Below are 232 nucleotides of genomic sequence, written 5' to 3'. Positions count from 1 at the left end.
ATCCTGCGGCACCAAACCGATTGTCTGCCGCTCGCTGCGGCTCCGCAGGCGCATCGGTTTGCCGTCAAATAAAATGTCGCCCTGCCGTACTTCCTGCAAGCCTGCCACAAGCGACATCAGCGTTGTTTTCCCCGCACCGTTGTGGCCGATCAGCCCCAACCATTCGCCGTCGGAAATATCGAACGACACATTGTCCAGCGCGGCGGTATCGGTTTTGGGATTACGGTGGGAG

General features: G+C 59.1%; 1 protein-coding gene. It reads right to left on the bottom strand.

Annotated elements, in window-relative coordinates; translation table 11 throughout:
• Positions 1-232 (bottom strand): ATP-binding cassette domain-containing protein (locus ACTHTA_RS11675; RefSeq protein WP_440379650.1); only part of this gene is annotated, 232 nt, incomplete at both ends.

Origin of the sequence: Neisseria sp. P0013.S005 (genome assembly GCF_051958425.1) — a bacterium.
In the GTDB taxonomy this organism is placed as follows: domain Bacteria; phylum Pseudomonadota; class Gammaproteobacteria; order Burkholderiales; family Neisseriaceae; genus Neisseria; species Neisseria subflava.
Note: the sequence above shows the minus strand (reverse complement) of the source record. Positions and strands in the feature narration are given on the sequence as shown.